This window comes from Delftia tsuruhatensis, from assembly GCF_903815225.1.
Classification (GTDB): domain Bacteria; phylum Pseudomonadota; class Gammaproteobacteria; order Burkholderiales; family Burkholderiaceae_C; genus Comamonas; species Comamonas tsuruhatensis_A.
Genome location: NZ_LR813084.1, coordinates 236,834 through 262,816 on the forward strand (window position 1 = coordinate 236,834; position 25,983 = coordinate 262,816).

The following is a 25,983-nucleotide window of genomic DNA, read 5'->3' on the forward strand; positions in this document are numbered from 1 at the left end:
GGCCATGATTTGCAAGTCAGTCAGTGTTGATGCAGCTTCGTCGGGAACGAAGGACAAGGGCCGTGGCTGGTGGCGTCAAGACAGGGCCGGCCCCCCTTGCTTCCAGGCAAGAGCAGGTGCCTTTCACATGGACGCAACTCACCAGACAGGATCGATCGGGGTTTGCAGCGCGCGAAGGCCTTCCACTGCTTCGGCTGCATCCAGGCACTGGTCATCGCGGAATCGTCGACCGGTCAGCAGAACGCCGATAGGCATTCCAGTCTCAAGATCGCGAGCGGCCGGCACGCAGGCGCTTGGCAGCCCGAGCAAGTTTGCCGGGACGACGGGCCTCATCATTTCCACTGTTTTCTCCACCCCGTCCTGGGACGAAACATCGAATCCAATGTCGAAAGGCAATTGCGTCCACGTCGGTGTCAGGACAAGCTCGTAGTCGTTCATGAACGTGGACCAGTCGCGCGCCAGTCCGTCACGCGTTTGCAGCAGCGCAGACATGTCTGCAGATTTGGCGGGCATCTTGAACATCTGGAAGAGGCCATTGAAGAAGTAGCGCCCGTCTTCGCCCATGAGCGGGGCCATCGTCTCCCACAAGGACGCGTAGTCCCCCATCACGAACTCTCCCCAGACGCGAACGACCTCTTCATACCGGGGAGGAGTGACCTGTGCCACTTCGTATCCGGCATTGGACAGCGCGTCAGCGGCCGCCAGGACCGCGTGGCTGATGGACGAAGCGCAGGACCCGCCTGGAGGGGCGCCGACCACGGCGACACGCGGTCGGCGCGAATGCGCAACGGAGAAAGGGGCATCGACAGCTTGCGGGTCCAGCGGGTGAGCACCCGAGATCACTTTCAGGCCGAGTCTGACATCCGAAATCGTACGTGCCATCGGCCCTTGCACCGCCATCATCTGCCACGCGATGGGGCGATTCTCGAACGGAGGCTGGCTTGCATCGGGCACACGGCCCGCAGACGGCCTGATTGAGGCGATTCCGCACGCGTTTGCGGGGTTGCGCAGCGAGCCACCGATGTCATTGCCAAAGCCCAGAGGGCTCATCCCGCTTGCGATCGCGGCTGCATCCCCACCACTGCTTCCCGACGCCGTTCTGGACGCGTTCCACGGGTTTTTCGTCAATCCGTGCAAAGTGCTATCCGTGTGCACACGCATGGCAAGGTCGGGGCAGTTTGTGCTTGCGATCGGGATGGCTCCGGCCGCGCGGACCCTCTCGACCAATGGCGAGTCCTGCCGCGCGACGGCCTCCTTGAGGGCGGGAACGCCCCACGTGCTCGCGACACCTTTCAGATCGATGTTGCACTTGATGGAAACCGGAACTCCATGCAGTGGGCCGAGGGGCTCGCCGCTTGCCACAGCGCGGTCGGCGGCATCTGCTGCAGCAAGCGCCTCGTCGCGCAGGACATGGACCACTGCGTTGAGCTTCGGGTTGACGGCCGAAATGCGCTCAAGATGCGCTTGCACCACTTCGCGGGAAGATACACGGCGTGCGGCGATGGCGTTGGCCAACTGTCCCGCAGATTGTTTCCAAAGTTCTGTCATATGGGTACTCGCTGGTTGATGGCTCGTGCAAAGTCGAGGTGTTCAGCCGGCCACGGGGGACCTGCCATCTGGACGCCAAAGTGGAACCGTCCCGGGAATCTGGCTGCGCATGTTGGTGCTCCTTGCGGCCTGTTTTCCAGGCCAGTCGTCCATGGGTTGGCACTTGCGTGCCCCAGGCCTTCAAAGGTAGCCAAGGCGCAATTTCCTGCTGGTGTGTGAAGGACAGATGTCTTGGCTGGCAAGGACATGTGCCCCGTTCGGGGTCAGCGTTGCCGCAGCAAGGCGCTGGGGCGCACGCCAAAGGCCTTGTGGAAGGCGTGGCTGAAGTGGGAAAGGTCCGCGAAGCCGTGGTCGAACGCCGCCTCGGTCACGTTGCGTGCCCGGCCCTCCATCAATGCCTGCCGGCTGGCCTGCAGCCGCAGCTGCCATACCAGCCCCATGGCGCCCTGCGGTTGCCGGGCGAAGGCCCGCGTCACCGTCCTGACGGAGATGCCATGGGCCTGGGCCAGCGTCTGCAGGGTGAGCTCCGGATCCAGGAAATGGCGCCGGATGTAGGCGGCGATGCGGCCATGCAGACCACGCTCCGACGCACACTCCTGCCTTTCCTGCTGGAACTCCAGCATCAGGCCCAGCAGGTCGAGCAAGGTGGTGCCGAACTGCGCGGCGGCGGCAGGGCGGATCTGGTCGAAGTCGATGCAGACGGCCTGCTCGATCATGGTGCGCAGCTGCAGCAGCGTGGGCTTGCTGCTGTCGAAGATGCGCACCGTCATTTGCTCGGCATCGGGGTAGCGCTGCAGCAGCGCGTGGCGGGGGATGCGGCACAGATGGAGGCATTGCGCCGTCAGCGCGCAATCGAAGGGCCGTGCCGAATCGTAGAGAAAGAGGTCGCCGCTGTTCAGCCTGGCGTGCCGGCCTTTTTGATCGAGTGCCCCCTGGCCCGCACGCATGTAGCCGATCCACAGGTCGTCATCGTCCCTCTGGCGGATATGGCTGGCCTGGCGCGACCAGCGATGCAGGAGCGGGGCGACCATCGTGCTGATGCCCACCGTCCCTGCGAGGCTGAACGACAGCCGGCCGTCAAAGGCATCCTGTGCCAGCAGGCGGCTGGAGGCCGGAAGACAGTGCTGGCGCACCACATCGCTCCAATAGTCAAAGCGATGTGCCGCGTCTATGTCCGTGGTGCAGTAATCGGTGGTCATGGCTTTCCGGACGCAGAAACCGTGGCCTGCGAGGTGCAAAGGACTTGCCCCGGGAACCCCGCCCCGTGGGGCCGACGCGGGGCGAGCGTATGTGTATGTATTGATACGACAGTCGGGTTCTTGGCGCATCCAGGGTTGTCCTAGTGCCTGGGGGGATGGCCATGGCCTGCACCCTTTGCGGGCGCCGAAGGGTGCATTCCAATTTGCCGGATTGTGCGCACCGGCATTGCCTGCGAGCATGCCTGCCATGCCATCCGAACACATCACCCCCACCCATGCGCTGACTCCTGCGGAGGTGGCGCATCTGCAGTCCTGGCAGGGCCGCAGCGAGACCCTGAAGGACACCTTCACGGCCGCGCCCGTGGCGGCACTGTCGGCCACGCTGGACAGGCAAGACCCCGAGCCCGGCGAAGGCACGGCGCTGCCACCGCTGTGGCACTGGCTGTACTTCCTGCCCCATGCGCGCCAAAGCGAGATCGGCCCGGACGGCCATCCGCGCCGGGGCGGCTTCCTGCCGCCCGTGCCACTGCCGCGCCGCATGTGGGCCGGTGGCCGCCTGCGCTGGCAGGCCGGCAACCCATTGCAGGTGGGCCAGAAGGTCGAGCGCCGCTCCACCATCCGCTCGGTCAGCCACAAGAGCGGCCGCTCGGGCGAGTTGCTGTTCGTGCTGGTCGAGCATGCGTTCAGCAACGCCCAGGGCCTGGCGCTGACCGAGGAGCACGACATCGTCTACCGCGCAGCGGCCCAGCCGGGCGATCCGGCGCCCGTTCCCCAGAAGCCGCCGCTGGACGGCCAGCAGGCCTGGTCCCGGACCATCGTTCCCGACGACGTGCTGCTGTTCCGCTACTCGGCCCTGACCTTCAACGGCCACCGCATCCACTACGACCGCCGCTATGTGACGGGGGTCGAGGGCTATCCGGGCCTGATCGTGCACGGCCCGCTGATCGCCACCCTGCTGCTGGACCTGCTGCGCCGCGAGCTGCCCCAGGCGCAGGTGCTGTCCTTCGACTTCAAGGCCGTGCGCCCCACCTTCGACCTGCATGCCTTCAGCGTGCACGGCAGGCCTTGCGCAGATGGCAAGACCATTGAACTCTGGGCACAGGACCACGAAGGCTGGCTGACCATGACTGGAAAAGCCACCCTGGCCTGAGAGCCCTGAACACCCCGCCTTGAGACCACCATGATCGAAAACACGCTCTCCAACAACTTCCCCGAGATCCGCGACGCCATCCGCGCGCTGTGCGCCGAGTTTCCCGACGAATACTTCCGCAAGATCGACGAGCAGCGCGCCTATCCCGAGGCCTTCGTCAACGCGCTGACCCAGGCCGGCTGGCTGGCCGCGCTGATCCCGCAGGAGTACGGCGGCTCGGGCCTGGGCCTGACCGAGGCCAGCGTGATCATGGAAGAGATCAACCGCTGCGGCGGCAACTCGGGCGCCTGCCACGGCCAGATGTACAACATGGGCACGCTGCTGCGCCACGGCTCGCAGGCGCAAAAGGAGAAGTACCTGCCGCGCATCGCCTCGGGCGAATGGCGTCTGCAGTCCATGGGCGTGACCGAGCCCACCACGGGCACGGATACCACCAAGATCAAGACCAGCGCCGTGAAGAAGGACGGCCGCTACGTGGTCAACGGCCAGAAGGTCTGGATCAGCCGCGTGCAGCACAGCGACTGGATGATCCTGCTGGCGCGCACCACGCCGCTGGCCGACGTGAAGAAGAAGAGCGAAGGCATGTCCATCTTCATGGTGGACCTGGCCGAAGCGCAAGGATTGCCCCCACGCTCCCCTGCTGCGCAAGGGTCGCTGCCCCCCGAGGGGGCCGCTTTGGGCCTTGGGGCGGCCCGGCAGCCCAAGAGCGGCCTGACCGTGCGCCCCATCCCCAACATGGTCAACCACGAGACCAACGAGCTGTTCTTCGAGGATCTCGAAATCCCCGAGGAGAACCTGATCGGCGAGGAAGGCAAGGGCTTCAAGTACATCCTCGATGGCCTCAATGCCGAGCGCACGCTGATCGCGGCCGAGTGCATAGGCGACGGCTACTGGTTCCTGGACCGCGTGACCAACTATGTGCGCGACCGCAACGTCTTCGGCCGCCCCATCGGCCAGAACCAGGGCGTGCAGTTTCCCATCGCCGACGCCTTCATCGAGGTCGAGGCCGCCAACCTCATGCGCTGGAAGGCCTGCGAGCTGTTCGATGCCCACCAGGCCATGGGCGCCCAGGCCAACATGGCCAAGTACCTGGCGGCCAAGGCCAGCTGGGAGGCGGCCAATGCCTGCATCCAGTTCCACGGCGGCTTCGGCTTCGCCTGCGAATACGACGTGGAGCGCAAGTTCCGCGAGACGCGGCTGTACCAGGTGGCGCCGATCTCGACCAATCTCATTTACTCCTACGTGGCCGAGCACATCCTCGGTCTCCCCCGCTCGTTCTGAAGGCACTGCGCATGACACAGCAACGCCTGAGGCCCCTGGACGGCACCACCGTCGTCTCGCTCGAACATGCGGTGGCCGCGCCCTTTTGCACGCGCCAGCTGGCCGACCTGGGCGCGCGCGTGATCAAGGTGGAGCGGCCCGGCAGCGGCGACTTCGCGCGCGGCTATGACCAGCGCGTCAACGGTCAGTCCTCGCACTTCACCTGGATCAACCGCAGCAAGGAAAGCCTGGCGCTGGACCTCAAGCAGGACGAGGCCATGCAGGCGCTGATGCAACTGCTGGAGGGCGCCGACGTGCTGGTGCAGAACCTTGCGCCCGGTGCGGCCGCGCGCATGGGCCTGTCCTATGCGGCGCTGCGCGAGCGCTTTCCACGCCTCATCGTCTGCGACATCAGCGGCTACGGCGCCGACGGTCCCTACCGCGACAAGAAGGCCTACGACCTGCTGATCCAGAGCGAGGCGGGCTTTCTCTCGGTCACGGGCACGGAGCAGGCGCCGTCCAAGGCCGGCATCTCGGTGGCCGACATCGCGGCCGGCATGTACGCCTATACCAACATCCTGTCGGCCCTGCTGCTGCGCGCGCGCACAGGCGAGGGCAGCCACATCGACGTGTCCATGCTGGAGGCGCTGGGCGAGTGGATGGGCTACCCCATGTACTACGCCTTCGACGGCGCGCCGCCGCCGCCGCGCACGGGTGCCTCGCACGCCAGCATCTACCCCTACGGGCCGTTCGAAGCCGGCGACGGCGGCACGGTCATGCTGGGCCTGCAGAACGAGCGCGAGTGGAAGGCCTTCTGCGACCACGTGCTGCAGCAGCCCGCGCTGGCCACCGACCCGCGCTTCGACAGCAACGCGCGGCGCAACGCCCACCGCGACGAGCTGGCGGCCCTGATCCTGGCCGTGTTCGCGGCGCTGGACGCGGCCCAGGTGGTCGAGCGGCTGGAGCAGGCCGGCATCGCCAACGCCCGCGTCAACGACATGGCGGGCCTGTGGGCCCATCCGCAGCTGGCGGCGCGCCAGCGCTGGCGCAGCGTGGCCACGCCGGCCGGGCCGGTCCGGGCGCTGCTGCCGCCGGGGGCCAACAGTGCCTTCGACTACCGCATGGATGCCGTCCCGGCCGTCGGCGAGCACAGCGCGGCCATCCTGGCCGGCCTGGGCTGGCCGGCCGAGCGCATCAGCGCCCTCTACGCAGACGAACCGGCCTTGTGAAACCTGTGCGCACCGTATGCGCGGGAGTGACCCCATGAAGAACGAGACCCAAGTGAGCATCCATCCGCTGGCCCGGTTCGCCGCCACGCTGCGCTGGGACGATGTCCCGCAGGATGTGCAGCGCCGCGCCGAAGACCTGTGGGTGGACTGGTTCGGCTCCGTGCTCGCGGGCCAGGGTGCGCGCCCTGTGCAGAGCATCACGCGCTTTGCGCTGTCCCAGGGGCCGGCGCAGGGGCCTTGCGAGATCCTGGGCAGTGCCGACACCAGCTCGCCCATGATGGCGGCCCTGGCCAATGCCGCGGCCTCGCATGTGGCCGAGCAGGACGATGTGCACAACGGCTCGGTCTTCCACCCCGCAGCCGTGGTCTTCCCGCCCGCGCTGGCCGTGGCGCAGAGCATCGGCGCCAGCGGCGCCGAACTCATGGCCGCCTGCGTGGCAGGCTACGAGGTCGGCATCCGCGTGGGCGAGTTCCTGGGCCGCAGCCACTACCGCATCTTCCACACCACGGCCACGGCCGGCACCCTGGCCGCCGCGGCCGCCGTGGGCCGGCTGCTGGGCCTTACGCCCGCGCAGATGCAGCATGCCTTCGGCTCGGCCGGCACGCAATCGGCAGGGCTGTGGGAGTTCCTGCGCACGGGCGCCGACAGCAAGCAGCTGCACACGGCGCATGCGGCCGCTGCGGGCCTGATGTCGGCCTACCTGGCCCGGGACGGATTCACCGGTGCGCAGGACATCTTCACCGGGCCGCAGGGCCTGGCGGCAGGCATGTCCACGGACGCCGATCCCACGCGCCTCACGGATGGCATCGGCACACGCTGGGCCACGGCCGAGACCTCGTTCAAATGGCATGCCTCCTGCCGCCACACGCACCCGGCTGCCGATGCGCTGCTGCAGGTCATGCAGCAGCACGGCCTGGCCCCTGCCGACCTGGCCCGGGTCACCTGCCATGTGCACCAGGGCGCCATCGACGTGCTGGGCCCCGTGGTCGATCCGACCACCGTGCACCAGAGCAAGTTCTCCATGGGCACGGTGCTGGCGCTGGCGGCGCGCCACGGCCATGCGGGCCTCGATGCGTTCGACAGCGAGTACCTGGCCGCCACCACGGTGGCCCTGCGCGAGAAGGTCTCCATGGTGCTGGACCCCGAAGTCGACGCCGCCTATCCGCGCCGCTGGATCGGCAAGGTCACCGTGCAGACCACCGATGGCCGCACGCTGCACGGTCGCGTCGAGGAGCCCAAGGGCGACCCCGGCAACACGCTGTCGCGCGAGGAGATCACGGCCAAGGCGCTGCGCCTGATCGCCTATGGCGGCGCCCTGCAGGAGGCCAGCGCGCAGGCTGCCGTGGGGCGGCTGTGGCAGGTCGCGCAGTGGCCGCGCGTGCAGCGCCTGCTGGACTGAGTTTTCGCGCCGGCCCCGGCCGGCGAATCACAGGGAAAGGTGCCACCCCAAGAGCGCCTGCCGCTTCCACCACCGTGCACAGGAGACAAACCATGCAAAGCACCCCCTCTTTCCGCCGCCGCCTCGTTGTCGCGGCGGCCGCCGCCTGCGCGCTGGCCGCCACCACCGGCGCCCAGGCCAATGCCTGGCCCGAGAAACCCGTGGTACTGGTCGTTCCCTACAGCGCGGGCGGCCCCACCGACGTGGTGGCGCGCCTGCTGGCTATCCCCATGGGGCAGGTGCTGGGCCAGAGCGTTCTGGTCGAGAACACCGTGGGCGCCGGCGGCACCATCGCGCCCAACCGCGTGGCCAAGGCGCGGCCTGATGGCTACACCATCCTCATCCACCACATGGGCATGGCCACGGCGCCCGCCCTGTACAAGAAGCTGCCCTATGACCCGCTCAAGGACTTCGAGTACATCGGCCAGGTGCTGGACGTGCCCATGACCCTGCTGTCGCGCAAGGACTTCCCGGCCAGCAACTTCGCCGAGCTGCTGGACTACGTGAAGAAGAACCAGGAGAAGGTCTCGCTGGCCAATGCCGGCATCGGCGCCGTCTCCCAGCTGTGCGGCATGCTGTTCATGCACCAGGCGGGCGTCAAGCTCACCACCGTGCCCTACAAGGGCGCAGGCCCGGCCATGAACGACCTCATGGGCGGCCAGGTGGACCTGCTGTGCGACCAGACCACGCAGACCGTGCCCGTGATCAAGGACGGCCAGCGCGCCAAGGTCTTCGGCGTGACCACGCCCAGGCGCCTGTCCTCGCTGCCCGACATTCCCACGCTGGACGAGCAGGGCCTCAAGGGCTTCGACGTCAAGGTCTGGCACGGCATGTACGCGCCCAAGGGCACGCCCAAGGACGTGGTCATGGCCATCAACAAGGCGCTGAACGTGGCCATCAAGGACGAGAACGTCAAAAAGCGCATCGCCGAACTCAGCTCCGACCTGGTCACGCCCGACAAGGCCACGCCCGAAGGCCTGCGCACCCACCTGCAGGCCGAGGTGGCGCGCTGGGACAAGGTCATCAAGGCGGCCGGCGTCTCGGCCGAATAAGCACTTCCACAAGGACATCCGCATGCACGATCTGGCGCGACAGGCCACCTCCTTTCTCTTCGTCCCCGCCACGCGGCCCGAGCGCCTGGGCAAGGCCCTGGACAGCGGGGCCGACATGGTCGTCGCCGACTGGGAGGACGCCGTGGCCCCGGCCGACAAGGCGGGTGCGCGCCAGGCGCTGGCCCAGGCAGTGGGCGCGCTGGAAGGCGCGGCGCGTGCGCGCCTGCTGGTGCGCATCAACGCCGAGGGCACGCCCTGGCATGCGGATGACCTGCGCGTGCTGGCGCAGCTGGTGGAGCAGGGCGTGGCCGGCGCCATGGTCTCCAAGGCCGAAAGCGCCCGGACCCTGCATGCGGTGGCACAGGCAGCGGGGCCGCGGGCGGCCTTGCTGCCCCTCATCGAAAGCGTGGCCGGGCTGGACGCCGCCGACGTGTTGGCCGCCGCACCCCAGGTGGTGCGGCTGGCCTTCGGCCACCTGGACTTCCAGGTGGATGCGGGCATGGCCTGTGGTCCGGACGAGGAGGAACTGCTGCCCATGCGCATGGCCCTGGTGCTGGCCACGCGCCGCGCTGGCCTCGGACCTGCCGTGGATGGCGTGACCGTGGACACACGCGACCCCGAGCGACTGGCCCGGGATGCGGTGCGGGCCCGGCGCATGGGCTTTGGCGGCAAGCTGTGCATCCACCCGGCCCAGGTGCAGCCGCTGCATGCGGTCTTCGACCCCGATGCCGCTGCCGTGGAGCGGGCCCGGCAGGTGCGGCAGGCCCTGCGCGACGCGGGCGGCGGCGTCTGCGTGCTCGACGGCCGCATGGTCGATGCGCCCGTGCTCAAGCAGGCCGAACAGGTGCTGCTGCGCCATGCCTGGGCACAGCGGCGGGCAGCGGCACGGTGATGGATTGAAACGAGACTGCCAATCCGTTTTGCGCTAGGAGTTTTCTGATTCCTGGGTTCAGGAGTCCGATGATTTCCCTGATGATGATTCTCTTTGCCTCGAATACGCTTGGCTTGATCGATTGATTTCGAGACAGCGGTTTCTTGATCCGGTGTCTCCACCCTGCGGTGGCACCCTGGCAAAGGAGCGTGTGATGGCAGCGAACCGTGGATTCAATGGCCGATGGAGCAGGCGCCAGGTGCTGGCCCTGGCGGCAGGCACCGTGGCCGCCGGGCCCGGCGCCGTGCTCGCGCAGGCTGGCCTGGCCGCGCGGCCCGTGCGCATCGTCGTGCCGTTCGCGGCGGGCGGGGCCACCGACGTGATCGCGCGCATCCTGGGCGAGCGCATGGCCCAGGGCCTGGGACAGGCCGTGGTGGTGGACAACAAGCCGGGCGCGGCGGGCCTGATCGGCGGCGAGCTGGTGTCCAAGGCCGCGCCCGACGGGCTGACCCTGCTGCTGGGCACCACCTCCACCATGCTCACCAACAAATACCTCTACAGGAAGACGCCCTACGACCCGCTGACCGAGCTCACGCCGCTGTCGCGCGTGTGCATGGCGCCCATCGTGCTGGTGGTGAACGCCGATGTGCCCGCCGGCAATCTCCAGGCGTTCATGGCGTGGATCAAGGCCAATGCGGGCAGGCTTTCCTACGGCTCCTATGGCATAGGCTCGCATGCCCACCTGGTCTGCGCCGTGCTCAGCGAGATGGCGGGCGCCGGCATGGCGCATGTGGCCTACCGGGGCGAGGCGCTGATGCTGCAGGACATGCTGGGCGGGCGCATTCCCGTCGGCATGGGCAGCCTGCTCACCCTCAAGCCCCACATCGATGCCGGCAAGCTGCGCGCCCTGGCTGTCACGGGCGCGCGGCGCGTGCCTTTGCTGCCCGATGTGCCGACCTTCGCCGAGGCCGGCCAACGCCACGAGGCCATGGAGCTGTCGGGCTGGCTGGCCATCGCCGGACCCAGGGGTCTGCCGGCCGACCTGTCGCGCCAGTGGGGTGGGATCGCCAACCGCGCCGTGGCCAGCCGGGAGGGCACGGCGCGCATCATCGCCGCCGGCTTCGTGCCCGTGGACGACGACACGCCCCAGCGCTTCGGCGAGGTCTGGGCGCAGGAAGGTCCGGTATGGGGCCGCCTGCTGCAGGCGGCGGGCGTGCAGCCCGGTTGATGCCTGGCGCCGCTGGCATCGCCCTGATCCCGGGCCGCGCGAAGGCGCATCCGTGCGCTGTGCTGTAATCGCGGCACCTCGGGGCACCCTGATGGTGCAAGCCCAGGAAGAGGCCGCCGAGGGTTTCTCCAACATCCAAGAGAGGGCATCACAGTGAGCGCATTGGTCATCAAGGCCTGGAAGGTCGGCGAGCAACCCATAGACGACAAGGGCAACCACATCGCCATCACGGGGCGGGAGGGCGGCCTGATCGCCTGGATCCTGTCCAAGGTGAACATCGATCCCACCACCACCATCCGGGTGGGCGCCGAGCGCCTGGAGTTCAGCAGCGCCTCGCTGTCGGGCACCCAGTCCCGGCTGATTCCGCTGCAGGGCATCTGCTCGACCTACTACGGCTACCACAAGCCCTGGAAGGCCGCCCTGGGCATTGGCGCCCTTTCCCTGTTCATGGGTTCGTCCATGATGGCCCGCAGCTTCTCCGCCGGCCTGGTGGTCATGCTGATCGGCTGGGCCATCGCCGCCCTGATCTACTTCCTGAACCGCACGCTGACGCTGGGCTTCATCGAAAACAGCGGCGTGGTCAACGGCATCCAGTTCAAGCGCTCGGTGATCGAGAACCTGGACATCACGCAGGAGCAGGCCCGCCAGGTGTGCGAGCTGATGCAAAAGCTGATCGAGGCCAAGGAAAAGCGGCTCTGACCCGGCGGCGGCACGCGCGTGCCGCCCGCCCTGGCGGCCCGGTGCTCAGGCCTGCGCCGGGCTGCGCGCCATCAGCTTGAACGTGCCCGTGGCCAGGGCCACGAGCGTGCCGTCCTCGGCGCGCACCTCGCCGCGCGCAAAGCTGATCGATCGGCCGCGCCGCTCGCAATGCGCCGTGGCGATCAGGTCGCCGCTGGCGGCCGAGACATAGTGCAGCGTCAGGTCGATGGTGGCCACGCCGAAGGCCGTGGGGTCGTGCGATCGGCAGGCCGAGGCCAGCGCGCAGTCCAGCAGCGAGGCGATGGCGCCGCCGTGCACATCGCCGCGGCTGTTGGCCTGGTCCGCCTGGAAGCCCATGCGGATCTGGGCGCGGTCTTCGCCGATGCGTTCGCCGCTGAGCTTCATGGCCCGCGCCATGGGCATGGGCAGGCCGAACAGGATGCCGGGCGCTTCGCCCGCGAAGGGGTTGGTCGGGTGTTCTTGGAGAGGTGTGTTCATGCGGGCAATCATCGCATCGGCAGCGCTCAATCCACACGGGCTCCGGTCGATTTGACGACAGCGGCCCAGCGCGTGATTTCCTTGTCGATATGCGCCTGCAGCGCCTCGGGCGTGGAGCCCACGGGCTCGTAGCCGCCGGCGGCCAGCTGGGCCTGCAGCGCGGGCTGGCGCAGGGCGGCGGCGATCTCGCGGCTCAGGCGCCCGGTGACTTCGGGTGGCGTGCCTGCCGGCGCGATCAGCGCGTACCAGCCGGTCACGTCGAAGCCTGCGATGCCCTGCTCCTGGATGGTGGCCACCTCGGGCGCCAGTGCCGAGCGCCGGGGGCTGGTGACGGCCAGCGCCTGCATGCGCCCGCTGCGGATGTGCGGCATGGAGGTGGAGATGCTGTCGAAGGTCAGGTCGATGTCGGCGGCCAGCATGGCGTTGACCACGCCCGCGCTGCCCTTGTAGGGCACATGGGTCATGCGCACGCCCGCCATGCTGGCGAAGTACTCGGCCGCCAGGTGGCCGGTGTTGCCGTTGCCCGCCGATCCGAAGGTGAGCTTGCCGGGGCTGGCCTTGGCGGCCTGTATGAGCTCCTGGATGTTCTTCGCGGGCAGCTTGCCGCTGGCCGCGACGACCATGGGCAGGTTGGCCACCAGGGACACGGGGGCGAAGTCGCGGCGCGTGTCATAGGGAAGCTTGGGGTAGAGGCTGTCGTTGATGGCGTGGGCGGCCAGCACCATGAGCACGGTGTAGCCGTCGGGCCTGGCGCGCGCCACGTACTGCGAGGCCAGCGTGCCGCCCGCGCCCGGCTTGTACTCGAGCACCACGGGCTGGCCCAGCTGCTGCTGCAATTGCACGGCCAGCGGGCGGCCCAGCAGGTCGGCGCTGCCGCCGGGCGGATAGGGGATGACCAGCTGTATGGGCTTGGCGGGCCAGGCCTCGGCGGCCCGGGCCGCGGGCAGGGTGGCTGCGCAAAGGGCGCTGGCGGCCAGGGCCAGGCAGGTCAGCATGCGGCGGCGTGTGGACAGGGGCATGGCGTGCTCGCGGTGGATGAAGAGGAGAGGGCGGGGGGGGGGCGACCGTGCCTATTCGAGCGACAGGCCGGCGGCCTTCACGATCTGGGCCCAGCGCTGGCGCTCCTGGGCGATGAAGGCGTCGTACTCTGCCGGCGTCTCGCCGCCGGGCACGCCGCCGAGGTCGGCGAAGCGCTGGCGCACGTCGTGCGTCTGCATGGCGCGGCGGGCGGACTGCTGGATGCGCTCGACCACGGCATCGGGCGTGCCGGCCGGCGCCAGCAGTCCGAACCAGGCCGTGACCTGCATGGGCACGCCGGACTCGGCCATGGTCGGCACCTCGGGCAGCTGGGCCGAGCGCGTGGCGCTGGTGATGGCCAGCGCGCGGAACTTGCCGGCCTTGATGTGGGGCATGGAGCTGGGCAGGTTGTCGATCATGTAGTCCACCTGCTGGCCCAGCAGCGCGGTCACGGCGGGCGCGGCGCCGGGAAAAGGCACGAGCGTGACCTCGATGCCGGCCTTCTGGCGGAACATCTCCGAAGACATGTGGGGCGACTGGCCCACGCCCGAGGTGGAGACATTCAGGCGACGTGTCTTCGCCAGCGCCACCAGCTCGCCCACGCTGCGCACGGGCGAGTCCGCATGGACCACGAGGATGTTGGGCACGGAAATCACGTTGGTGATGCCGCGAAGATCGTTTTCCTTGTAGCTGAGCTGCCTGTACAGGCTGAAATTGATGGCCACCGGGCCGATGTTGCCCATCAGCAGCGTGTAGCCATCGGGCCTGGCGCGCGCCACCTGCGCCGTGCCGATGGAGCCCCCGCCCCCGCCCTTGTTCTCCACCACCACCGAAGTGCCCAGATCCTTGCCCATCTTCTCGGCCAGCACGCGCGCCGCGATGTCCGTGGTGCCGCCCGCAGCGGCCGGCACGATGAGGGTGATCGGCCGTTCAGGCCAGGCAGCCGCCAGCGTGGCGCAGGGGGCGCAAGTCAGGGCGGCCAGCAGGGCCAGCAGGCTGCGGCGGACAGTCATGGGCAGTCTCCGTTTCACTGCCCCCAACGATAGAAACCCCGGCGCCCCAGGGCACCAGGGTTTGACTGGAGAGCCGCTTCGCCATTCGCAAACCCGTGCTTAGGCCCCCTGGAACGCGTGCTAACCCGTTGCCGAAAAAGCAGTCACAAGAAAAAAGGCGCCGAGGCGCCTTTCATCATCTGCGTAGTGCACAGCGCCAAAAGCTGGCGCGGCCCAAGTCAGGGACACCGAGCAAGGGCCTACGCCGGCCGCGCCGCCCCGCCGCGAGGGTGTCGTCCCCCTCCCTTGCGAAGCAAGCAGAGAGGGGGAAGGCGCGTCAGCGCCTCAGGGGGTGATCAAGGATACAGTCCGCGCATCTCGCGGGCATGCAGGATGCGCTGGCAGGCCACGATGAAGGTGGCGGTGCGCAGCGTCACGCCGTGCTGCTGGGCCACCTGCCAGATTGCCGCGAAGGCGTCCTGCATGATGCGCACCAGGCGGGCGTTGATCTCGTCCTCGCTCCAGAAGAAGCTGGAGAAGTCCTGCACCCATTCGAAGTAGCTCACCGTCACGCCGCCGGCATTGGCCAGCACGTCGGGCAGCACCAGCACGCCCTTGTCGGTCAGGATGTCGTCGGCCTCGGTGGTGGTCGGGCCGTTGGCGCCCTCGATCACCATCTTGGCCTTGATCTTGCCGGCGTTGTCCTTGGTGATCTGGCCTTCCAGGGCCGCGGGGATCAGGATGTCGCAGTCCACGGCCCAGAAGTCGGCCGCGTCCATGGCCTCGGCGCCGGCGAAGCCGCCCACCCCGCCCTTGGCGGCCACATGGGCCAGCAGGGCCGGCACGTCCAGGCCGCTGGCGTTGTGGATGGTGCCGGTGTGGTCCTGCACGGCCACGACCTTGGCGCCCGCGTCGGCGAACAGCTTGCCGGCCGTGCCGCCCACGTTGCCGAAGCCCTGCACGGCGATGCGCGCGCCTTCGACCGCCAGTCCGGTCAGCTTGGCCGCTTCCACGCCCACGGTGAACACGCCGCGGCCGGTGGCCTCGACGCGGCCCAGCGAGCCGCCCAGGTCCACGGGCTTGCCGGTGACCACGCCGGTGGCGGTGGCGCCGGTGTTCATGGAGTAGGTGTCCATCATCCAGGACATGATCTGGCCGTTCGTGTTCACGTCCGGCGCGGGGATGTCCTTGGAGGGGCCGATCAGCAGGCCGATCTCGCTGGTATAGCGGCGCGTCAGGCGCTCCAGTTCACCGCGCGACAGCGTCTTGGGGTCGACGCGGATGCCGCCCTTGGCGCCGCCGTAGGGCACGTTGACGGCGGCGTTCTTCACCGACATCCAGGCCGACAGGGCCATCACTTCGGACAGGGTCACGTCCTGGTGGAAGCGCACGCCGCCCTTGCCGGGGCCACGGCTCAGGTTGTGCTGCACGCGGTAGCCTTCGTAGTGGGCGATGGTGCCGTTGTCCAGCTCGATCGGCACGTCGACGATGAGGATGCGCTTGGGGCGCTTGAGGGTCTCGACCCAGCGGGCCAGGTGGCCCAGGTAGGGCGTGACGCGGTCGACCTGCTGCAGGTAGTTGCCCCAGGGGCCGAGGTGGTCGGCCTGCAGGTAGGATGGGATGGCGTGTTGGGGAATTCCGGCCGAAGCGGCTTGCTGCATGGTGAATCCATACAAAGTTGATCTGAGGGTTTCAGCTTATTCCTGCGGCTTTTTGCTGTCCAACGCCTTATGCGCGAGTGCCTTATGCATTTGTTGCATAACCATGGGATCGCCTTGTCCGACGCACAATCGGGGCCGTTTCCCAACCCACGAATCGACGAGAAAAGTCCCATGACGACCCCGCCCCGCACCCCCATAGCTCTGGCCCATGCGCTGCTGCAGGCCCGCCACGGCGGAGAATTGCTCGACGCCGATGATTGGGCGGATGCCGTGCGCACATCGGCCGACGCCGCGGCCGTGCAGGCGGCCATGGCCCCTGCGCTGGGCTGGCGTGTGGCCGGCCGGGAGCATGCCCCGGGTCGCGTGCCCGGCTACTGGAAATCCGGCGCACCGCGCCGTGACGCAGCCCTGGCCCATGCGCCGCTGCCCGAGGATGGCGTGTGGGCCAGCCCTTCGGTGGCCGGCGGCGTGCCGCTGCACCTGCGCGGCATCGAGGCCGAGATCGCGCTGCGCCTGGGCCGGGATGTGACGGCCGAGACGGCGGCCGCGCTGCAGCCGGGCGAGGGCCTGGCATTGATCGACGGCATCACGGCCGCCATCGAGGTGGTGGATACGCGCTGGCGCCAGCATCTGAAGGCGCCGCCGCTGCTGCTGGCCGCCGATGGCCTGTGCCATGGGGCGCTGGTGCTGGGGCCCTGGCAGGATGCCGCGCGGCTGTTGCCGAGCACGCAACCCCGGGACTGGTCTTCCCAGGTCTGCCGGCTGCGCGTGGGCGCGGGGCCCGAGCAGGTCTTCACGGGAACGCACCCGCTGGGCGATCCGCTGTGGCCGCTGGCCGGCTGGCTGCAGGAGCTGGTGCGCCGCTACGGCAGCGTGCCCGCTGGCACGGTGGTGACCACGGGCACCTGGAATGGACTGGCATTCGCCCAGGCGGGAGACCTGGTGGTGGCGCAACTGGAGGGGATTGCCGAGGCCAGCCTCCAGCTGTGAGGCATCAACTGATCCTGTAATCCTTGAGCGCGGGGTCGCCGGCCGGAAAGCGCAGGTCCAGGTTGCGCAGCACCTCGCGCAGCAAGGTGGCGATCATGAGGTTGCGGTGCGTCTTGGAGTCGGCCGGAACGATGGTCCAGGGCGCCCAGGGCGTGTGCGTGGCGCCCAGCAACTGGCTGTAGGCCTGCTGGTAGTCCTTCCACTGCGCGCGCACCTTCATGTCGTTCTCATCGAACTTCCAGTGCTTGGCCGGGTCGTCCAGGCGTTCCTGCAGGCGCGCGCGCTGCTCGTCCGAACTGATGTGCAGCAGGAACTTGACGACCACGGTGCCGGTCTCGGCGAGCATGCGCTCGAAGTCGTTGATGTGGGCAAAGCGCTGGCGCTGCTGTTCGGGCGTGATCCAGCCGTTGACCACGGGAACGAGCACATCCTCGTAGTGGCTGCGGTTGAATACCGTGATCTCGCCCGCGCCGGGCACGCGCTGGTGGATGCGCCACAGGTAGTCATGCGCGCGTTCTGCCTCGGTGGGCGCCTTCCAGCCCACGGCGTTCACGCCCAGCGCGCTCATGCGGCCGAAGACACCTCGGATGGTGCCGTCCTTGCCCGCCGTGTCCGTGCCCTGGAGCACGACCAGCAGCTTGAAGCGCCGGTCGGCGTACAGCAGGTTCTGCAGCGCATCCAGCTCTTCGGCCAGCGCCTCGACGGCCGCCTTGTCCTCGGCCTTGCCGTTGCCATTGGAAAAGGGCTTGGCGCCCGGGTCGAAGTCGGACAGGGCGATGGGTTTGTCCTTGTCGGACCTGGCGCCGCGGGGCTGCCACTGTTCCCACAGTTTTTGCAATGCCGCATCGCGGCTGGTGAAAGGCGTGGAGGCGTCCATGAGGGTCGAGGCTGGAGGGTTGGAGACTTCAGGGCTGGGCGCGTATGGATTGCACCTGCAGTGTCGCGGGTGCCATCGAGGACGCCGCACCCGCGGCCGGTGCGGGGCCGGGCAGGCCCTGCACCTCCACGTTCTGCCGCTGCCACTGCGCGATCTGCTCGGCGCTCAGGCCGTGCAATTGCCAGGCCTGGCCCGAGGCGGTCTGCAGCACGGGCTGCTCATGGGGGGCATTGCCGCGCAGCACCAGCCGGCCCTGGAGGGTCAGAGGCTGGCCGGCCTGTGGCTGCTGGACGCCGGCAGCGGCCGGGGGCGCTGCGGGCCCGGACGGGTGCTGCGGGGCGGCACAGGCGCTGGCCAGCAGCGCGAGGCTGGCTGCCAGCAGCAAAGGCGTGGCCCGGTGTGCGGGGCCCGAGGGGGTCATTGGGATCATGGTCGTCATTGCACGATGGCGGTGAGGGTGGTGCCTGCGGGGACGCGCAGCTGCTCCTGGTACAGGCCCTGGGCATCGGGCTGGCGCACGAAGGGGAAATGGCCGCGGGCCGCGAGCTGCGAGGGCACGGTGGTGGGCAGGCGGCGCGTGGCGGCATACCGCTGGCCTTCGATGGCCACCAGCGAGAAGCCCTGGTCCGTGCGTGCGGGCCAGCCATAGCCGGCAGGACCGCTCGATGGCAGCAGGGCGATGTTGGAGCCCCAGCGCTGCAGCGTGACGGGCAGCGAGGGGCCGCCGGCCTGCGCGATGGCATTGCCGAGCACCTGCAGCGAGTCCGTGGACGAGGTGTTCCTCAGCAGTTGCTGGTAGAAGCCCACGCCATGCTGGCGCAGCAGATAGGCACCCAGGCTGCCCGTGATGTTGTAGCCGAAGCAGGTGGCATTCACGTCGCCGGACCAGCTGGCCAGGTCGCAATTGAAGCCGGGCTTGGACATCCAGCCGGTGATCCGGCCGTCACGCATGGGGTTGGTGCCGGGCGTGAGCCGGTCTGCAAGGATGTCTTCCGACATCAGCGCCGACATCTCCTCCAGGAAGGTGTCGAACATGTAGTTCGCTCCCTTGAGTGCGCCGCGCTGGTAGAAGTTGATCATGTGGATGAACTCGTGGGACAGCGTGCTGATCTGCGTCGTCAGCCCGTTGGCGCCACCCAGGTACAGCGTTTCCGTGTCCATGTAGAACGACAGGGACTCGTTGCTGTACTGGAATTGCGCATCACCGGGCTGGCGCTTGAAGTTGTTCACGGCCCAGAAGTAGCCCAGCAGGCCATAGGGCTGGTTGTCGGGCGTGAAGTTCACGAAAACGATGTCGATGGGCTGGTCTGCCGCGATCAGCTCGCCGTGGGTGTGGGCGCCCCAGGGCTGGCCGGCCAGTCCCGTGACCAGGGTGTGCACGGAATCGGGCCCGTTGGCAAAGCGCTGGATGACGGTGTCCAGCAAGGCATCACTGACCTTGGTGCTGCCGTACTCGCTGTCTTCCAGCCACAGGTTGATCGTGCGGGTTCCGCCAGGCGTGGCCGCCGTGGCCTGGCGCCGCAGCGTGGCGCTGCGCATCTCCATCACGGGGCTTTCGGTGTTGACGTACCAGTTGCGCTGGCTGCCCACCGGCAGCACGGCGGCTGCCAGGGCACGCGAGGGTTGCACGCTCTGGCCGGCTGCGGGTGCTGGCAGGTCGGGCTTGAAATCCCGTACGCGCTGGGGGATCCGGTTGACCAGTTGCTCGGCGCCCAGCGACTGCTGCGCCTCGATGGTCCGGGTCGAGGGGGTGGGCGCCGTGAGCGTGATCGGGGGCATGGCCACCGCGGCATCGCCCGTGTTGGTGTAGATCAGTGTCACGGGCCTGGTGCCCAGGTTGCGCAAGCCCACGGCCACGGGCTGCTCCGCCGTGGTCGTGTTGGTGTAGCTCCAGACGCCGACGCCCTGGCCGGCATAGGTGGTGGCGTCGGTGGCGCCGCATGAGGCCCCCGCGCAGGCAACTGCCAGCTGCGTGCTGACGGAGTCGCCGGGCGATGCGCCTCCACCCCCGCCGCCGCATCCGGCCAGGCCCGTCCCCAGCGCCAGTACAGCAAGGGCCTTGGCCCACAAATGGTCTACAAGCATGCAATTCCTCTTGATGGTCCATGTCCGGCCGGGCAGCCGGACGATGGCGCAACTATCCCAGGCCTGCTCGCCCGCGGCAAGCACCTGCCCGACCTGTGCCTGTAGGCGCAGCGCTTGCCTGTGCCGTGACTCCAGGTCGACGTGGCCGGGCCCTAACGGGTGTGTGCAAATGGCGCCGGCATCTGCAGCTGGGCGACGAAGCGCCGCGCCGCCAGCCCCAAAGGCCGTTCCTTGGACCAGACCCAGTCCACGAACAGCTGCGTGCCGTTGCTGATGTTGCACAGCGGAATGCGCAGCAGCCCGCCCGATTGCAGCATGGGCTCGACCACGCTGAACGGCAGCCATCCCCAGCCCAGGCCGGCCGAGATCAGTGACAGAGCGGCCAGGTGGCTGTCGGTGCGCCACAACTGGTGCGAGAAAACGAAGCGCGGGTCCGTGTGCGCCAGGTCGCGACTGGCCAGCAGGATCTGGCGCGTGCCGGCCAGTAGCTCCATGTCCAGGCGCTGCTGGCCATCCGCGCCCAGTTGCTGTGCCAGCGGATGGCGGGCCGACATCACGGCGACCATGGTCTCCTGGCCCATTTCCTGGAAATCCTCGCGCCCGTCGATGGCCGGGCGCTCGAAGACCAGGGCCAGGTGGGCGCGCCCCGTGTGCAGTTCCTTGAGCGCATCGACCTGGGCGGCGACCAGCACCTCCACCTCCAGGCCGGGAAACTCCTCGACCAGGGGCTGCAACGGAGCGGCCCAGGCGGTGGACAGCAGCTCGGGCGCGATCACCAGGGTCAGCCGCTCCTCCAGGCCCTGGTGCAGGGCCAGGGCCTGCTGGTTGAGCTGCTGCAGCTGGGCCGCCAGCAGCCGGGCCTGGGGCTCCAGCGCGCGGGCGGCGGCCGTGGGCTGCGGTTCGCGGCCGCCGCGGTCGAACAGTTGCAGGTCCAGTTCGGCCTCGAGCTGGGCAATGGCCATGCTCACGGCCGAGGGCACGCGGCCCAGGTGGCGCGCAGCGGCGGAAAACGAGCCGTGGTCCAGCACGGCGAGGAACAACGGCACCTGCTCGGCGGGAAAGGGCATGGCGATGACCTGTCAGTTTTATTGAAAGATTCTGACTTTAACGTTCAATTCGAGGCAAATAGACTGCGCCACCTATGACCTTGCAAACAACAAAAATGGGCCTGCAGGGCCCCAAGCGCAGAGTGGTCTTCGTGACCCTGTACGAGCTGATCGCCATCCTCGCCTCCAGCCTGCTGTTCATGGCCCTGGGCCAGGGCGCCGGGCATTCGGGCGGCATGGCGGTCGCGGCCTCCACGCTGGCCATCGCCTGGAACCTGGGCTTCAACTGGCTGTTCGAGCAATGGGAGGCGCGCCAGCGCGTCAAGGGCCGCTCGGTGCTGCGCCGCGTCGTGCATGCGCTGGGCTTCGAGGGCGGGCTGGCGCTGGTGCTGATCCCGCTGATGGCGTGGTGGTTCGGCGTCTCGCTGTGGGAGGCCACGGTGATGGAGGCCGGCCTGCTGGTGTTCTTCCTGGTCTACACCTACGTCTTCAACTGGTGCTTCGACCATGTGTTCGGCCTGCCGGCTTCGGCGGCCGGCCCCGCCGTGGCCACCGGCCAGGGCGTTCAGGGGGCGTCGGCCTGCAGCAGCTGACCGGCCACGGCGGCGGCGGCCGTGCGTGTCTCCACCCCCAGTTTCTCGAAGATGTGCTCCAGGTGCTTGTTCACCGTGCGCGGGCTCATGCCCAGGATGTCGGCGATGTCGCGGTTGGTCTTGCCCTTGCTCAGCCATGACAGCACCTCGGTCTCGCGCGGGGTGAGCGCCACCTGCTGCAGCGTGCGCGAGGCCCGGGCCTGGGGCGCGGCATGGCTGAGCAGCAGCATGGATTCGCCCAGGCCGCCCGCGCCCATGTGGCGGGCCAGCAGCTGGCGGCCATCGGCCAGGTCCAGCGCCTGCTGGCCCTCCCGCCGGGCACGGGCCAGCCAGGCGCCGGCCGAGGCCTGGGCAAAGGCCTCCTCCAGCCAGCGCGAGGCCTGGGGCGAGCGCCAGGCAATGCGGTCCTGGCCGTCGAGCATCACCACCCCCAGCCCGGCCACGTCCACGGCCTCCTGCGCCTGGCGCGTGGCGCGGGCATTGCGCACATGGGTGGCCAGGCGCACCAGCACCTCGGGAATGCGCAGGGGCTTGACCACGTAGTCCACGCCGCCGCTGGCAAAGCCCTCGACGATCTGCTCGGTATCGGACAGCCCGGTCATGAAGACCACGGGCACATGGGACCAGGCCGGCGTGGCCTTGATGCGGCGGCACAGCGTGAAGCCGTCCATGCCCGGCATCACGGCGTCCAGCAGCACGCCATCGGGCACGGTCAGCGCGAAGCGCTGCAGCGCCTCGTCGGCGTCGCGGGCCGCGAGCACGGTGTAGCCCTCGGCGGCCAGGGCCTCGCACAGCATGCGCAGGCTGTCCAGCGCGTCGTCCACGACCAGGATCACGTGGGCGTTGGGGGTGTCTGTCGTCATCTCCGGTCTCTCTGGGTTCTCATTCATCGGCATCTTCCTCCTCGGGCTGGGGCAGCAGGCGCGCCAGTGCATCGAAATCGAAGCGGTCGGCGCAGGCCTGCAGCGCATCGATCAGCGCGGCCTGTGCGGGCGCCTGCTGGCGGGCCTGGCGCAGGCGTTCGCGCAGGGCCGTGGCCTGGCCCGAGCGTGCAAGCCGCACCAGGTCTGCGCGCAGCTCGGCGGCGAGGGGCTCGGGCGCGGCCCGGGGCTGCGTGGCGTGCGGCGCGGGCCGCGGCAGCAGGGGGGGCGGACGGTTGTCGCGCACCCATTCGAGCTGCAGCACGCGCCCCAGGGCCTGCAGCAGCTCGGACTCGATCACCGGCTTGGCCACGAAGCCCTGGCACTGCGCATCGGCCAGGCGCGGCGGTTCGTTGTCGAACAGGTTGGCCGAGACGAAGACCACGGGAAGTTGCTGCGCGCTCCAGCGCGCGCGCAACAGGCTTGCGGTCTGCCAGCCGTCCAGGTCGTCCATGCTGATGTCCAGCAGCACCAGGTCGGGCAGGCCCTGCTCCACGATCTCCAGGCATTCGCGGCCACTGGCCGCTTCCCTGATCTCGAAGCCCAGCGGCAGCAGCAGGCCGGCCAGCAACTGGCGCTGCAAGGGCTGGTCGTCCACCACGAGCAGGGTGCGCCGGGGCGCCAGGTAGCCGATGACGCTGTGCAGCGTGGAGGCCGCGCCGGGCGCCAGCCAGGCGGGATCGGGCGCCATGTCGGGCAGGTACAGGCGCACGGTGAAGCAGCTGCCCTGGCCGGGCGTGCTGCTGAGCGTGAGCTGCCCGCCCATCAGCTCGGTCAGCAGGTGGGTGATGGTCAGGCCCAGGCCCGTGCCGGTCTCGCTGACGCGGCGTCCCGCGGCGCCGCGCTCGAAGGGAACGAAGATGCGCTCCAGGTCCTGGGGCTCGATGCCGATGCCGGTGTCGATGACCTCGATGCGCGAGACATGGGGGCGAAAGTCCATGCGCAGCCGTACCTCGCCCTGTTGTGTGAAGCGCACGGCGTTGGACAGCAGGTTGATGAGGATCTGGCGCAGCCGCTTGGCGTCGGCACGCACCCAGCGCGGCATGCTGCCCAGGGTCTCGACCGCGAACCGCAGGCCCTTGGCCTGGGCCTGCTGGCGCATCATGGCCTCGATGCTGTCGATCAGCTCCGGCAGGGGCAGGGGGGCCAGGTCCAGGCGCAGGCGTCCGGCCTCGATGCTGGCCAGTTCCAGCGAGTCGTCGATCAGCGCGCGCAGGTGCTGGCCGCTGTGCTGCATGGTGGACAGGGTCTCGCGCACGCGGCCATCGACCTCGGGGCTCTTGAGCAGGATCTGGGTGTAGCCCAGGATGCTGTTGAGCGGCGAGCGCAGCTCATGCGTCATGCCCGCCACATAGCGCGTCTTGGCCTGGCTGGCCTGCTCGGCATGGTCCTTGGCGGCCTGCAGCTCGGCATCGGTGCGCTTGTGCGCGGCGATTTCCTGGAGCAGCAGCTGGGTCTGCCGCTCGGACTCGTCCTGGGCCATGCGGCGGCTGTCGGTGCTCAGCACCACCCACCAGGCGGCCACGGCGCACAGCAGGGCCAGCAGCGCGAAGACCTTCAGGAAGGGCAGCTGCAGCGCATTGCCCTGGGCGTGCAGGCTTTCCTGCATGTAGACCACGCCCACCATGAAGGCCATCACGGCGCACAGCGACAGCATCACCACCAGGTACTGGCCGATGCGGAAATTGACCTTGGTGGCCCAGCGCGGCGGCAGCAGGGCCGAGGCCAGGGCGCGCAGCTGCTCGCCCGCGCGCGAGCCGCTCTTGCAGCGGTCGTGGCAGCGCGACTCCAGCGTGCAGCACAGCGAGCAGATGGGCGCGCCATAGGCCGGGCAGCGCGCCATGTCCTCGGACTCGAAGCGCTTCTGGCAGACCGCGCACTGCACCATCTCGCCAGGCTGCCAGCCCGCGTGGGCGGGCCGGGCGATGTAGTAGCGGCCCCGCGTGGCCCAGGCCAGCAGCGGCGACAGCAGCAGGGACAGGGCCAGCGCGATGAAGGGCGAGAAGGCGGCCGCCACCTCCCCCAGCAGGCCCGCGTAGGCGCAGCTGGCCACGACGGCTGCCAGCAGCATGGCGCCCAGGCCCACCGGGTTGAAGTCGTAGAGGTGGGCGCGGCGGAACTCGATGCCGGGCGGGCTCAGGCCCAGCGGCTTGTTGATGACCAGGTCGGCCACCAGGGCGCCCACCCAGGCGATGGCCACGTTGCTGTAGATGGCCAGCACCTTCTCCAGGGCGCCGAAAACGCCCAGGCTCATCAGCAAGGTTGCGATCACCACGTTGAACACCAGCCAGACCACGCGGCCCGGATGGCTGCGCGTGATGCGCGCGAAGAAGTTGGACCAGGCCAGCGAGCCCGCGTAGGCATTGGTCAGGTTGATCTTGATCTGCGAGACCACGACGAAGACCACGGTGACCGCCACGGCCATGCCCGGCAGGCCCACGGCCTGCAGCAGCTGGCGAAATCCGGCCAGGAACATCTGCGTGGGCTCGGCCGCGCGCGTGGCGTCCACGGCCTCCAGCTGCATGGCCGCGAAGGCCAGGAAGGCGCCCGCGGCCATCTTGAGCATGCCCATGACGATCCAGCCCGGACCCGCCACCAGCACCGCGCCCCACCAGCGCAGCCGGTTGGCGCGCGTGCGCGGCGGCAGAAAGCGCAGGAAATCCACCTGCTCGCCGATCTGCACCACCAGGGCGAAGATCACGGCCGCCGCCGCGCCGAACATCAGCGGGTCGAACTGGCTGCTGCCCGAGCGCAGGCCCGACAGCCCCGCGAAGTCGCGGTACAGCTGGGGCTGGGCCAGCGCGAACCAGACGAAGGGCAGCACCAGCAGGAACAGCCACAGCGGCTGGGTCCAGGCCTGCAGGCGCGAGATCAGCGTGATGCCGCGCATGGCCAGCGGGATGATGATCAGCGCCGACAGCACGTAGCACCATTCCAGCGGCCAGTCCACCACCAGCTGCAGGGCCAGCGCCATGATGGCCGCCTCCAGCGCGAACAGGATGAAGGTGAACACCGCGTAGATCAGCGAGGTGATGGTCGAGCCCAGGTAGCCGAAGCCCGCGCCGCGCGTGAGCAGGTCCATGTCCAGCCCGTAGCGTGCCGCGCACACGGCGATGGGCAGCCCCGTGAGAAAGATCACCAGGCCCACGGCCAGGATGGCCCACATGGCGTTGGCGAAGCCGTAGTTCAGCGCGATGGCGCCGCCGATGGCCTCCAGCGCCAGGAAGGACAGCGAGCCGAAGGCCGTGTTGGCCACGCGCCACTCGCTCCAGCGCCGAAAGCTCCTGGGGGTGTAGCGCAGCGCGTAGTCCTCCATGGATTCGTCGGCCACCCAGGCGTTGTATTCGCGCCTGAACCGGAAGATGGTCTGCGGCGCGGTCGGGGTGTCGGCGGGGCTGGAGGAGTGCATGCCCAGCACTAGCAAGAAACGTGCAGGGCCAATGGTGGCGAGGCCTGCGGGCCCGCTGCCCGGTGTGCGTACGCAGGGTGCTACGTCAATTGACGTATGGGCGGCGGCAAGGGTTGTTCCTAATCTTCACCCCATGGCGGAAACAAGCCGTAACCGCAGCGACCCCTTCCCGATCACCCAACGCCATCCTGACAGGAGAGTCACCATGAGCCACCCCTCCG

Annotated in this window: 22 protein-coding genes; 10 read left to right on the plus strand and 12 right to left on the minus strand. The window is 68.8% G+C overall.

Annotated elements, in window-relative coordinates; genetic code table 11:
* Window positions 1–138 precede the first annotated feature (138 nt).
* Both L1Z78_RS01045 and L1Z78_RS01050 read right to left on the minus strand, forming a co-directional pair.
* Window positions 139–1,548: an amidase gene (locus L1Z78_RS01045; RefSeq protein WP_234639736.1), complete on the minus strand. Its 1,410-nt coding sequence runs from the start codon at window positions 1,546–1,548 to the stop codon at window positions 139–141.
* A gap of 263 nt (window positions 1,549–1,811) precedes the next feature.
* Window positions 1,812–2,747 carry a helix-turn-helix domain-containing protein gene (locus L1Z78_RS01050; protein WP_234639737.1) on the minus strand — a complete coding sequence of 312 codons (936 nt, stop codon included), beginning with the start codon at window positions 2,745–2,747 and terminating at the stop codon, window positions 1,812–1,814.
* Window positions 2,748–2,994: 247 nt separating this feature from the next.
* On the opposite strand from L1Z78_RS01050, the gene L1Z78_RS01055 reads away from it, so the two are divergent.
* The 8 genes from L1Z78_RS01055 (at window position 2,995) to L1Z78_RS01090 (ending at window position 11,674) form a co-directional block, all read left to right on the plus strand.
* Window positions 2,995–3,897, plus strand: coding sequence for an FAS1-like dehydratase domain-containing protein (locus L1Z78_RS01055; protein ID WP_234639738.1), 903 nt, complete (start codon window positions 2,995–2,997; stop codon window positions 3,895–3,897).
* A 30-nt stretch (window positions 3,898–3,927) separates the two neighbouring features.
* The gene (locus L1Z78_RS01060; protein WP_234639739.1) at window positions 3,928–5,178 is read left to right on the plus strand and encodes an acyl-CoA dehydrogenase family protein; all 1,251 of its coding nucleotides are present in this window, start codon (window positions 3,928–3,930) and stop codon (window positions 5,176–5,178) included.
* An 11-nt stretch (window positions 5,179–5,189) separates the two neighbouring features.
* Entirely contained in the window at window positions 5,190–6,386 is a 1,197-nt protein-coding gene (locus tag L1Z78_RS01065; protein WP_234639740.1) for a CaiB/BaiF CoA transferase family protein, read from the plus strand.
* A 34-nt stretch (window positions 6,387–6,420) separates the two neighbouring features.
* Window positions 6,421–7,785 (plus strand): MmgE/PrpD family protein, encoded by a 1,365-nt coding sequence (locus tag L1Z78_RS01070; RefSeq protein WP_234639741.1) that lies wholly within the window; start codon window positions 6,421–6,423, stop codon window positions 7,783–7,785.
* A 92-nt stretch (window positions 7,786–7,877) separates the two neighbouring features.
* Complete coding sequence (locus L1Z78_RS01075) at window positions 7,878–8,876, plus strand: tripartite tricarboxylate transporter substrate binding protein BugD (protein WP_234639742.1); 999 nt, start codon at window positions 7,878–7,880, stop codon at window positions 8,874–8,876.
* Window positions 8,877–8,898: 22 nt separating this feature from the next.
* Window positions 8,899–9,768 carry an HpcH/HpaI aldolase/citrate lyase family protein gene (locus tag L1Z78_RS01080; protein WP_234639743.1) on the plus strand — a complete coding sequence of 290 codons (870 nt, stop codon included), beginning with the start codon at window positions 8,899–8,901 and terminating at the stop codon, window positions 9,766–9,768.
* Window positions 9,769–9,961: 193 nt separating this feature from the next.
* Complete coding sequence (locus L1Z78_RS01085; RefSeq protein WP_234639744.1) at window positions 9,962–10,975, plus strand: Bug family tripartite tricarboxylate transporter substrate binding protein; 1,014 nt, start codon at window positions 9,962–9,964, stop codon at window positions 10,973–10,975.
* 153 nt (window positions 10,976–11,128) lie between these two features.
* A complete protein-coding gene (locus L1Z78_RS01090) occupies window positions 11,129–11,674 on the plus strand; it encodes a hypothetical protein (RefSeq protein WP_234639745.1) in 546 nt (181 codons plus the stop codon).
* Between the two features lie 45 nt (window positions 11,675–11,719).
* On the opposite strand, the gene L1Z78_RS01095 is transcribed toward L1Z78_RS01090, so the two are convergent.
* The 4 genes from L1Z78_RS01095 to L1Z78_RS01110 form a co-directional block, all read right to left on the minus strand.
* Window positions 11,720–12,172: a PaaI family thioesterase gene (locus L1Z78_RS01095; protein WP_234639746.1), complete on the minus strand. Its 453-nt coding sequence runs from the start codon at window positions 12,170–12,172 to the stop codon at window positions 11,720–11,722.
* A gap of 26 nt (window positions 12,173–12,198) precedes the next feature.
* The gene (locus L1Z78_RS01100; protein ID WP_234639747.1) at window positions 12,199–13,191 is read right to left on the minus strand and encodes a tripartite tricarboxylate transporter substrate binding protein; all 993 of its coding nucleotides are present in this window, start codon (window positions 13,189–13,191) and stop codon (window positions 12,199–12,201) included.
* A 51-nt stretch (window positions 13,192–13,242) separates the two neighbouring features.
* Entirely contained in the window at window positions 13,243–14,202 is a 960-nt protein-coding gene (locus L1Z78_RS01105; RefSeq protein WP_234639748.1) for a Bug family tripartite tricarboxylate transporter substrate binding protein, read from the minus strand.
* 335 nt (window positions 14,203–14,537) lie between these two features.
* Entirely contained in the window at window positions 14,538–15,842 is a 1,305-nt protein-coding gene (locus L1Z78_RS01110; protein WP_234639749.1) for a Glu/Leu/Phe/Val family dehydrogenase, read from the minus strand.
* A 171-nt stretch (window positions 15,843–16,013) separates the two neighbouring features.
* Between L1Z78_RS01110 and L1Z78_RS01115 the strand changes: the two genes are divergently transcribed.
* Window positions 16,014–16,832 (plus strand): fumarylacetoacetate hydrolase family protein, encoded by an 819-nt coding sequence (locus L1Z78_RS01115; RefSeq protein WP_234639750.1) that lies wholly within the window; start codon window positions 16,014–16,016, stop codon window positions 16,830–16,832.
* Window positions 16,833–16,836: 4 nt separating this feature from the next.
* Here the strand turns inward: L1Z78_RS01115 and L1Z78_RS01120 are convergent, their stop codons facing one another.
* The 4 genes from L1Z78_RS01120 to L1Z78_RS01135 form a co-directional block, all read right to left on the minus strand.
* Window positions 16,837–17,709 carry a PPK2 family polyphosphate kinase gene (locus tag L1Z78_RS01120; RefSeq protein WP_234639751.1) on the minus strand — a complete coding sequence of 291 codons (873 nt, stop codon included), beginning with the start codon at window positions 17,707–17,709 and terminating at the stop codon, window positions 16,837–16,839.
* Between the two features lie 28 nt (window positions 17,710–17,737).
* The gene (locus L1Z78_RS01125; protein ID WP_234639752.1) at window positions 17,738–18,139 is read right to left on the minus strand and encodes a hypothetical protein; all 402 of its coding nucleotides are present in this window, start codon (window positions 18,137–18,139) and stop codon (window positions 17,738–17,740) included.
* Between the two features lie 5 nt (window positions 18,140–18,144).
* Window positions 18,145–19,794, minus strand: a complete 1,650-nt coding sequence (locus tag L1Z78_RS01130; RefSeq protein WP_234639753.1) for a M30 family zinc metallopeptidase — start codon at window positions 19,792–19,794, stop codon at window positions 18,145–18,147.
* 152 nt (window positions 19,795–19,946) lie between these two features.
* Complete coding sequence (locus L1Z78_RS01135; RefSeq protein WP_234639754.1) at window positions 19,947–20,861, minus strand: LysR family transcriptional regulator; 915 nt, start codon at window positions 20,859–20,861, stop codon at window positions 19,947–19,949.
* A gap of 74 nt (window positions 20,862–20,935) precedes the next feature.
* On the opposite strand from L1Z78_RS01135, the gene L1Z78_RS01140 reads away from it, so the two are divergent.
* Window positions 20,936–21,433: a PACE efflux transporter gene (locus L1Z78_RS01140; RefSeq protein WP_234639755.1), complete on the plus strand. Its 498-nt coding sequence runs from the start codon at window positions 20,936–20,938 to the stop codon at window positions 21,431–21,433.
* Here L1Z78_RS01140 and L1Z78_RS01145 read toward each other — a convergent pair.
* Together L1Z78_RS01145 and L1Z78_RS01150 are read right to left on the minus strand one after the other, a co-directional pair.
* Entirely contained in the window at window positions 21,406–22,323 is a 918-nt protein-coding gene (locus L1Z78_RS01145) for a response regulator (RefSeq protein ID WP_234639756.1), read from the minus strand. The two genes, L1Z78_RS01140 and L1Z78_RS01145, sit on opposite strands and share 28 nt — an antisense overlap.
* Entirely contained in the window at window positions 22,316–25,762 is a 3,447-nt protein-coding gene (locus tag L1Z78_RS01150) for an ATP-binding protein (RefSeq protein WP_234639757.1), read from the minus strand. The genes L1Z78_RS01145 and L1Z78_RS01150 overlap by 8 nt, the downstream gene beginning before the upstream one ends.
* Window positions 25,763–25,983 lie beyond the last annotated feature (221 nt).

Coding starts and splice junctions, on each gene's coding strand:
- L1Z78_RS01150 (WP_234639757.1), bottom strand. CDS start 25,762: ATGCACTCCTCCAGCCCCGCCGACACCCCGACCGCGCCGCAGACCATC.
- L1Z78_RS01045 (WP_234639736.1), bottom strand. CDS start 1,548: ATGACAGAACTTTGGAAACAATCTGCGGGACAGTTGGCCAACGCCATC.
- L1Z78_RS01135 (WP_234639754.1), bottom strand. CDS start 20,861: ATGCCCTTTCCCGCCGAGCAGGTGCCGTTGTTCCTCGCCGTGCTGGAC.
- L1Z78_RS01115 (WP_234639750.1), top strand. CDS start 16,014: ATGACGACCCCGCCCCGCACCCCCATAGCTCTGGCCCATGCGCTGCTG.
- L1Z78_RS01125 (WP_234639752.1), bottom strand. CDS start 18,139: ATGATCCCAATGACCCCCTCGGGCCCCGCACACCGGGCCACGCCTTTG.
- L1Z78_RS01085 (WP_234639744.1), top strand. CDS start 9,962: ATGGCAGCGAACCGTGGATTCAATGGCCGATGGAGCAGGCGCCAGGTG.
- L1Z78_RS01140 (WP_234639755.1), top strand. CDS start 20,936: ATGACCTTGCAAACAACAAAAATGGGCCTGCAGGGCCCCAAGCGCAGA.
- L1Z78_RS01130 (WP_234639753.1), bottom strand. CDS start 19,794: ATGCTTGTAGACCATTTGTGGGCCAAGGCCCTTGCTGTACTGGCGCTG.
- L1Z78_RS01120 (WP_234639751.1), bottom strand. CDS start 17,709: ATGGACGCCTCCACGCCTTTCACCAGCCGCGATGCGGCATTGCAAAAA.
- L1Z78_RS01060 (WP_234639739.1), top strand. CDS start 3,928: ATGATCGAAAACACGCTCTCCAACAACTTCCCCGAGATCCGCGACGCC.
- L1Z78_RS01075 (WP_234639742.1), top strand. CDS start 7,878: ATGCAAAGCACCCCCTCTTTCCGCCGCCGCCTCGTTGTCGCGGCGGCC.
- L1Z78_RS01080 (WP_234639743.1), top strand. CDS start 8,899: ATGCACGATCTGGCGCGACAGGCCACCTCCTTTCTCTTCGTCCCCGCC.
- L1Z78_RS01070 (WP_234639741.1), top strand. CDS start 6,421: ATGAAGAACGAGACCCAAGTGAGCATCCATCCGCTGGCCCGGTTCGCC.
- L1Z78_RS01105 (WP_234639748.1), bottom strand. CDS start 14,202: ATGACTGTCCGCCGCAGCCTGCTGGCCCTGCTGGCCGCCCTGACTTGC.
- L1Z78_RS01095 (WP_234639746.1), bottom strand. CDS start 12,172: ATGAACACACCTCTCCAAGAACACCCGACCAACCCCTTCGCGGGCGAA.
- L1Z78_RS01055 (WP_234639738.1), top strand. CDS start 2,995: ATGCCATCCGAACACATCACCCCCACCCATGCGCTGACTCCTGCGGAG.
- L1Z78_RS01145 (WP_234639756.1), bottom strand. CDS start 22,323: ATGAATGAGAACCCAGAGAGACCGGAGATGACGACAGACACCCCCAAC.
- L1Z78_RS01100 (WP_234639747.1), bottom strand. CDS start 13,191: ATGCCCCTGTCCACACGCCGCCGCATGCTGACCTGCCTGGCCCTGGCC.
- L1Z78_RS01050 (WP_234639737.1), bottom strand. CDS start 2,747: ATGACCACCGATTACTGCACCACGGACATAGACGCGGCACATCGCTTT.
- L1Z78_RS01110 (WP_234639749.1), bottom strand. CDS start 15,842: ATGCAGCAAGCCGCTTCGGCCGGAATTCCCCAACACGCCATCCCATCC.
- L1Z78_RS01065 (WP_234639740.1), top strand. CDS start 5,190: ATGACACAGCAACGCCTGAGGCCCCTGGACGGCACCACCGTCGTCTCG.